This window comes from Zhongshania sp. (assembly GCF_041623545.1).
In the GTDB taxonomy this organism is placed as follows: Bacteria; Pseudomonadota; Gammaproteobacteria; order Pseudomonadales; family Spongiibacteraceae; genus Spongiibacter.
Window position 1 is genome coordinate 1 of record NZ_JBFJWS010000174.1, and the last position, 6684, is coordinate 6684.

8 protein-coding genes are annotated in these 6684 nt (G+C 48.2%); all 8 read left to right on the forward strand.

The window, feature by feature from the left end; genetic code table 11:
• Positions 1–432, forward strand: a 432-nt coding sequence (locus ABYT30_RS13545) for a hypothetical protein (RefSeq protein ID WP_373096983.1), incomplete at its 5' end; no start/stop codon positions are given.
• Between the two features lie 45 nt (positions 433–477).
• Positions 478–1431 (forward strand): glycosyltransferase, encoded by a 954-nt coding sequence (locus tag ABYT30_RS13550; RefSeq protein ID WP_373096985.1) that lies wholly within the window; start codon positions 478–480, stop codon positions 1429–1431.
• A gap of 31 nt (positions 1432–1462) precedes the next feature.
• On the forward strand, positions 1463–1867 hold the full coding sequence (locus ABYT30_RS13555; RefSeq protein WP_373082339.1) for an FdtA/QdtA family cupin domain-containing protein: 405 nt from the start codon (positions 1463–1465) through the stop codon (positions 1865–1867).
• Complete coding sequence (locus ABYT30_RS13560; RefSeq protein WP_373096987.1) at positions 1864–2409, forward strand: GNAT family N-acetyltransferase; 546 nt, start codon at positions 1864–1866, stop codon at positions 2407–2409. Before ABYT30_RS13555 ends, ABYT30_RS13560 begins: the two co-directional genes overlap by 4 nt.
• 4 nt (positions 2410–2413) lie before the next feature.
• A complete protein-coding gene (locus ABYT30_RS13565; protein ID WP_373096989.1) occupies positions 2414–3514 on the forward strand; it encodes a DegT/DnrJ/EryC1/StrS family aminotransferase in 1101 nt (366 codons plus the stop codon).
• 19 nt (positions 3515–3533) lie between these two features.
• Positions 3534–4445, forward strand: coding sequence for a rhamnan synthesis F family protein (locus tag ABYT30_RS13570; protein WP_373096991.1), 912 nt, complete (start codon positions 3534–3536; stop codon positions 4443–4445).
• A 216-nt stretch (positions 4446–4661) separates the two neighbouring features.
• Positions 4662–6152, forward strand: a complete 1491-nt coding sequence (locus ABYT30_RS13575) for a SulP family inorganic anion transporter (RefSeq protein WP_373096993.1) — start codon at positions 4662–4664, stop codon at positions 6150–6152.
• On the forward strand, positions 6152–6684 hold a 533-nt coding region (locus ABYT30_RS13580; RefSeq protein ID WP_373096995.1), incomplete at its 3' end, for a universal stress protein. The genes ABYT30_RS13575 and ABYT30_RS13580, both read left to right, overlap by 1 nt.

Consider the following 6684-nt stretch of genomic DNA (forward strand, 5'->3'; position numbering starts at 1 on the left):
GCTCGGCCTAGTTTGGCAAAGATGCCTTATCATGATCAGTGGTTGGCGATCGTGGCAGCTTCTCAGGGGAAGCTGAAGGCTGGGCAAGAGGTGCTGTCCTATTATCGAATTCACGATGACAATGCTGTTATGGATGCGAAGCGGAAAGGTAGGTCTAGTAAGGTTCAGCGCGCCAGCAAAAAGCATGAACATGTTATGGCTCTGATTAAAGTTGTTATTGAGTCGGGGTTACTGGCGGGAGCCGATCAGTTGTTGTTGGAAGAGTTGAACTCATTGCTTTCTGCGAATACACGCGTCGTATTTAATGTGAAATTACGAGCATTCTTGCGCCAAAATCGCGAATACTTTTTGCGACTAGCGGACGATCAAGAAAAGTTTATTCGCAAACTCTGCCGGGGGCGTCGCTATTTCTACCTTATGCCATTTTCGTGATTTTCGATTCATTGGTCGAGTTGATCTTGCCAGGTAAACGCTAATATGGGTTCCGATATCGTACCGGTGACGGTGGTTGTCTGCTGCTATAATCAGCAAGACTATATTGTCGATTGTGTGAAAGGCGTATTTTCCCAGGACTACCCCGTTTTTGAATTTATATTCTCGGATGATTGCTCAACTGATAGCTGTTTTGATTTTTTGCAAAAGGCGGTTGCGGAGTTTGGTAAGGGCAGAAATGTCGTGGTGCGCCGCAATGATAAGAACTTAGGTTTAATTGATCATATAAACTTAGTGTTGGGATTGGCGCAGGGGGAGTTGTTGGTCCTGGCCGCGGGCGACGACATATCGCTGCCGCAAAGAGTGTCCCGCTTAGTTGATACGTACCAGTCCAATGATAAACCAATGTTGATCCACTCTAAGGCATTGGTTATCGACCAACTTGGTGATTTGACTGGGGAAGTTGTGCCTGCGGAGGAGCTGCGCCGAGTACCTATGATCGGCGATGTGGCGTTCTTTTGCAGTATATACCTCGGTGCAAGCGGGGCATGGTCGCGAGAACTGCTCGACCGATTTGGCTCAATTAACTATCGCTACACATACGAAGATTTAGTTATGGGTTTTAGGGCGGCACTGTGTGGGCGAGTCGCTTATTTAGATGAGGCAGTTTTGCACTATCGTGAGGGCGTCGGTGTGTCGTCCGCTTGGCGCGGGGTTGAAACTATCGAGAGTCGTTTGGCGCGAATTCGACTAGAACGCGACACATTGTTGCAGCGGATAGACGATGTGCGGCATTTCACGGGAGTGATGCCGGTGTGGTTTGCATCCTTGCGCAAGCGCGCGTCGCGTTTAATCGTTCGGGCGGACTTTTACGAGAATCGACGGGCATTGTTGAAACACCTTTTTTTGATGCCGCGTGCGTTTTTATCTGGCATTAGCACGGAGTTTAAGTTCGTTAGAAATATTATGGGCAGCGCGAAAAGTAGTGGATTACATTGAATATTTATCTCCGGATTATTATTAAGGGAAAGTGGCTTTGAAACTAGCGACATTAATAGAGTTGCCTTTGTGCGGAGACGACCGGGGGTCCCTGGTCGCGATTGAAGCCGGCGACACGGTGCCGTTTGAGATCAAGCGCGTTTATTATATTTTTGGCACAAAAGTTGGTGTTTCTCGAGGCTTTCATGCTCATAAATGTCTGGATCAGGTGCTAGTGTGTTTGTCTGGCTCCTGCAGAATAATTTTGGATGACGGAAGTGTTCGTGAAGAAGTTGTGCTCGATAGTTCCGTGACTGGCTTGTTGATCGATAAGCCCATCTGGCGAGAGATGCATGATTTTACGGCAGATTGTGTGTTGTTAGTGCTAGCGAATAAGCATTACAACGAGGATGATTACATCCGTAGTTATGAAGATTTCAAGAGTAGTGTGCAATGAAAATGCCTAAGGGGAAGACGCTATCGCTTCGTTTAGCTGAAGTAGGTGATGCTGAGTTTATTTACCGTCTGCGCGTAGACCCTAGTTACAATCAGCACCTTTCGGTGGTGGATGGTACGAGCGACGATCAGCGGGAGTGGTTGCGTAAATACAAAGAACGCGAGTCCCGCGGCGAAGAATATTATTTCATTATCTTCAGGACATCGGATCAATTCCCGCTGGGAACAATTCGCCTTTATGACTTTGTTGGTGGTCGTAAGTCCTTCGGCATCGGTAGTTGGATTGTTGCCGATCAAAAAAGCCGTTTCTCAGCGTTAGAGAGCGTTTTGCTGGCCTATGATTTTGGTTTCAGCGAGCTGGGTTTTGAGGCCTGTCATATGGATGTACGTAAAGATAATGAGAAAGTCGTGAGCTTTCATCGGAAGTCTGGGGCGCTACTGTGTCGTGAAGATGATGTGAATGTGTATTTCACAATGACGCGGGAGATATTCGATAATTTTTCAAATCGTTTTCGCCCGCTGTTAACTCCGGTTGTGGCATAGTTTGATGGTATCTTTTTTAGACCTTAAAGCTATTAATTTCCAGTATCGTGATGAGCTCATGGAGGCAGCTGCTAGGGTTATTGATTCTGGTTGGTATATTCGCGGTGCTGAGGTTGAATTATTTGAGCAGGAATTCGCTCACTATTGCGGCGTCAGGCAATGTGTGGGAGTTGGTAACGGGCTGGATGCCATAAGCCTTGCTTTGCGTGGCTGGATTGAATTGGGGCGCGTGGATATTGGAGACGAGGTAATCGTCCCCGCAAACACCTATATCGCCAGTATTCTCGCAATACTTGAAAGCGGATTGGTCCCTGTTTTGGTAGAGCCTGAAATACGCGGTTTTAATATGCCCGCAGCTAATTTGGCGTCTGCGTTAACTGAAAAGACAAGGGTTATACTTCCGGTTCACCTCTATGGCGAGTTAGTGGATATGCCGTCGGTGATGGAGTTTGCTCAGGCCCATAAACTGCTTGTTTTAGAGGACGCTGCACAGGCACACGGCGCCGCGGTCGGTGACCGGCGCTCTGGGAGCTGGGGTGACGCTGCAGCGTTTAGTTTTTATCCGGGTAAAAATTTAGGTGCGTTAGGTGACGCGGGAGCGTTGACCACGAATGATGCTGAGCTGGCCGATATAGTTAGGTCTATCGCTAATTACGGAAGTCATCAAAAATACCAAAATGATGTTCGCGGTGTTAATAGTAGGCTTGATGAGCTGCAGGCCGCTTTTTTGCGGGTCAAACTAAAATATTTGGATAAAGAAATCTCTCAGCGCCGTGCCATTGCCGCCTTGTATCTTCAGCACATCCAAAATTCCAGCATTGTGCTGCCCAGCTGGGACCGTTCAGCGTCTCATGTATTTCATTTGTTTGTCGTGCGTAGTGATCGCCGCGATGAGTTGCAGGCTTATTTACTGGAAAATGGTATTCAGGCTGCAATTCATTACCCGATTCCGCCTCATAAGCAAGGCGCGCTTGCCAAGTATCACGATATGCAATTACCGCTTACCGAATTATTGCATGAGCAAGTTTTAAGTTTGCCGATAAGCCCTGTAATGACTAACTCAGAGGTGGAAAAAGTGATCTCCGTGTGCAACTCGTGGTGTTAATGCTGTGGCTGGGGGAGGCGTGTTAAATAAAGTGGTCTCACGATTGTCTCGTTTGTTATCGGGGCCCATTCCTAAGTCGATTTTGTCTGTTCATGAGGGGCTGCCCCGATCAGGGGAAAAAATCTGTTTTTTTGCGTCCTATGATGAAAAAAGTGCGGTCTCTCCCTTTGTTTACGCCTACTTACAAGAATTGCGGGATTGTGATTTCGATATTGTATTCTGTGTGACTAGCGAAGATGTTGACGATGGGCATCTGGAGCGCTTGCGTACGCTATGCCATAAAGTGGTCCATCGAGGAAATGTCGGTTATGACTTTGCGTCGTGGGCGAGCTGTTTTTATGTGCTGGATAGTATGGCGCACTGGGAGGCCTTGCTAATAACCAATGACAGTATTTTGGGACCACTGACTCCGTTGCAGCCATTGTTCACGCAGATGGACGCCTCGCCAGAGCTGGTCTGGGGGCTGACGGAGTCCTTTGAGCGGGCATATCATTTACAATCGTTTTTTCTCTATTTTTCGCAGTCGGCAATTCAGTCGAGGGCATTTCGCAAGTTTTGGCGAAGGGTGACAGTCGTCGACGAGAAGTTTGATCTTATCAAACGCTATGAAATTGGTTTGTCGACGCAAATGCAAAAAGCCGGCTTTAAGCTGGAAGCGGCTTTTCCTCACGCAGACATTATCGACGCCTGTCGAGAGCTCGGTGGCGGATTTCAGTACGAAGACATGCTCGACAGTAAAAAGTTGAATGCGCCCTTATATTGCTGGTATGAAATGGTAGAGTGTTTGGCCTTTCCGTTTATAAAGTCAGATGTAGTGAAAAACAACCGATATCAATCTCAGCACTACAGCGCTCTTGCGCGCATTTTAGAGAAGACTCGTGTCCCAGTGTCGAGGGAGTATGTGAGGTCGCTTATAATTTCGACGCAATGATTGTCCTGGCCATATTGAATAGCGTAACCGGAGCGTAGTCGCCATGATGTCGTGGTAGTGATGTTAATATGTCCGCTTCACGGTGCTTTTGCTCATATTTCTATCTCGAACGCAGTATAATTCGCGGCTCGGTGAGTAACGTATTCCTAAAATTTTAGTCTGTATGCCTGCGATTGCTCTTTTATTTCTATTTTATTCAATAAGTTAGAGTCATTTATGTTGTTGTCAAAAAGAGAGGATTGGCTGGGTAATATCCGTGGGGATGTTCTTGCCGGTTTAGTTGTAGCCCTCGCGTTGATCCCCGAAGCCATCGCCTTTTCCATTATCGCCGGCGTTGACCCCAAAGTCGGCCTGTATGCCTCGTTCTGTATTGCCGTAGTAACCGCCATTGTCGGTGGGCGCCCAGGCATGATCTCGGCCGCCACTGGCGCGATGGCCCTGCTGATGGTTACCTTGGTTAAAGAGCACGGTTTGCAGTATTTGCTAGCCGCGACCTTGTTAACCGGGGCTTTTCAGATTGTCGCGGGCTATTTCAAACTGGGTCAATTGATGAGCTTTGTGTCGCGCTCGGTGGTTACCGGTTTTGTAAACGCCTTGGCGATACTCATTTTTATGGCGCAATTGCCGGAGCTGACCAATGTTACCTGGCATGTCTATGCGATGACCGCAGCGGGGCTTGGGATCATCTATTTGTTCCCACTCTTGCCGGTAATTGGCAAGGTGATTCCCTCGCCGCTGGTGTGTATTCTGAGTTTGACGGCGTTTAGCCTGTTAGTGGGCTTGGATATCCGCACGGTCGGCGATATGGGCGAGCTGCCAGATACCCTACCGCTCTTTCTCTGGCCAGAAGTCCCGTTGAATATGGAAACCTTGGCGATTATCTTTCCCTACTCCGCGGCATTGGCCGTGGTCGGTTTGTTGGAGTCATTAATGACGGCGACAATCGTTGATGACCTTACTGACACAAGTAGTGATAAGAACCGCGAGTGCAAGGGCCAGGGTGTCGCTAATATCTTTTCAGGTTTGTTAGGCGGTATGGCGGGTTGCGCCATGATTGGTCAGTCGGTCATTAATGTTAAATCGGGTGGTCGCGGCCGGCTATCGACCATGGTCGCTGGCGTCATGCTATTAACGATGGTTGTATTCCTGAGTGATCTCGTGTCAATTATCCCTATGGCTGCATTGGTCGCGGTAATGATTATGGTGTCGATTGGTACCTTTAATTGGGGCTCAGTGACCAATCTAAAATCAAACCCGCTTTCGAGCAATGTGGTGATGATTGCGACTGTTGCGGTGGTGGTGTGGACTCATAATTTGGCCTTTGGTGTATTTGTTGGCGTGTTATTGGCTGCATTATTCTTTGCCAATAAAGTTAGCCATTTTATGTATGTTGACAGCCAACTGGATGATGACAGCCAAGCGCGTCGCTATCGGGTGATTGGTCAGGTATTCTTTAATTCAGCAGATAAATTCGTTGCCTTTTTTGACTTTAAAGAAGCTAACGAAAAGGTGATTATTGATTTGAGTCGCGCCCATTTTTGGGATGTGTCTGCCGTAGCGGCCCTGGATAAGGTTGTATTAAAGTTTCGCCGTGAAGGCGCAGACGTTGAGTTGATTGGTTTGAATGAGGCCAGTGAAACTATCGTCGACCGCTTTGGTGTTCACGATAAGCCGGAAGAAATTGAAAAAGTTCTCGGAGGGCACTAATGAATAATAATTATATATTGGCATGCATTGATGGCGCGAGTCTGACAACCGCGGTTTGCGATTATAGCGCGTGGCTGTCGGAAAAAACTGGCGCGCCAGTAAAGCTGCTGCACAACTTGGAACATCGCCCTCAGGCGCCGCTTGCTGATTTGAGTGGCAGTATCGGTCTTGGCAGCCAAGAAGAGCTGTTAGAAGAGCTTATTAAGGTTGAGCAGCACCGCAGTCGCCTGTTGATGGAAAAAGGTAAGCTTATGCTGGATGCCGCGCGCCAACGCGTCGAAGCCGATGGGGTGAGCGATGTTGATACCTGGCAGCGTCATGGCAGTCTTCAGGAAACCCTAGTTGAACATGAGCATGATATTCGGGTTCTTGTCATGGGTGTGCGGGGCGATGAGCACCGCGAAGGCCAGTTGGGCGCACATTTAGAAACCGTTATTCGCGCCTTGCATAAGCCAGTGCTGGTTGTAAACAAAGCCTTTACCAAACCCCAGAGAGTCATGCTGGCCTACGACGGTCAAGAGGCAGCACGTAA

What these genes read in the sequence shown, in the direction of transcription:
- ABYT30_RS13550 (WP_373096985.1), top strand. Translation starts at nt 478, where the DNA reads ATGGGTTCCGATATCGTACCGGTGACGGTGGTTGTCTGCTGCTATAAT.
- ABYT30_RS13560 (WP_373096987.1), top strand. Translation starts at nt 1,864, where the DNA reads ATGAAAATGCCTAAGGGGAAGACGCTATCGCTTCGTTTAGCTGAAGTA.
- ABYT30_RS13565 (WP_373096989.1), top strand. Translation starts at nt 2,414, where the DNA reads ATGGTATCTTTTTTAGACCTTAAAGCTATTAATTTCCAGTATCGTGAT.
- ABYT30_RS13575 (WP_373096993.1), top strand. Translation starts at nt 4,662, where the DNA reads ATGTTGTTGTCAAAAAGAGAGGATTGGCTGGGTAATATCCGTGGGGAT.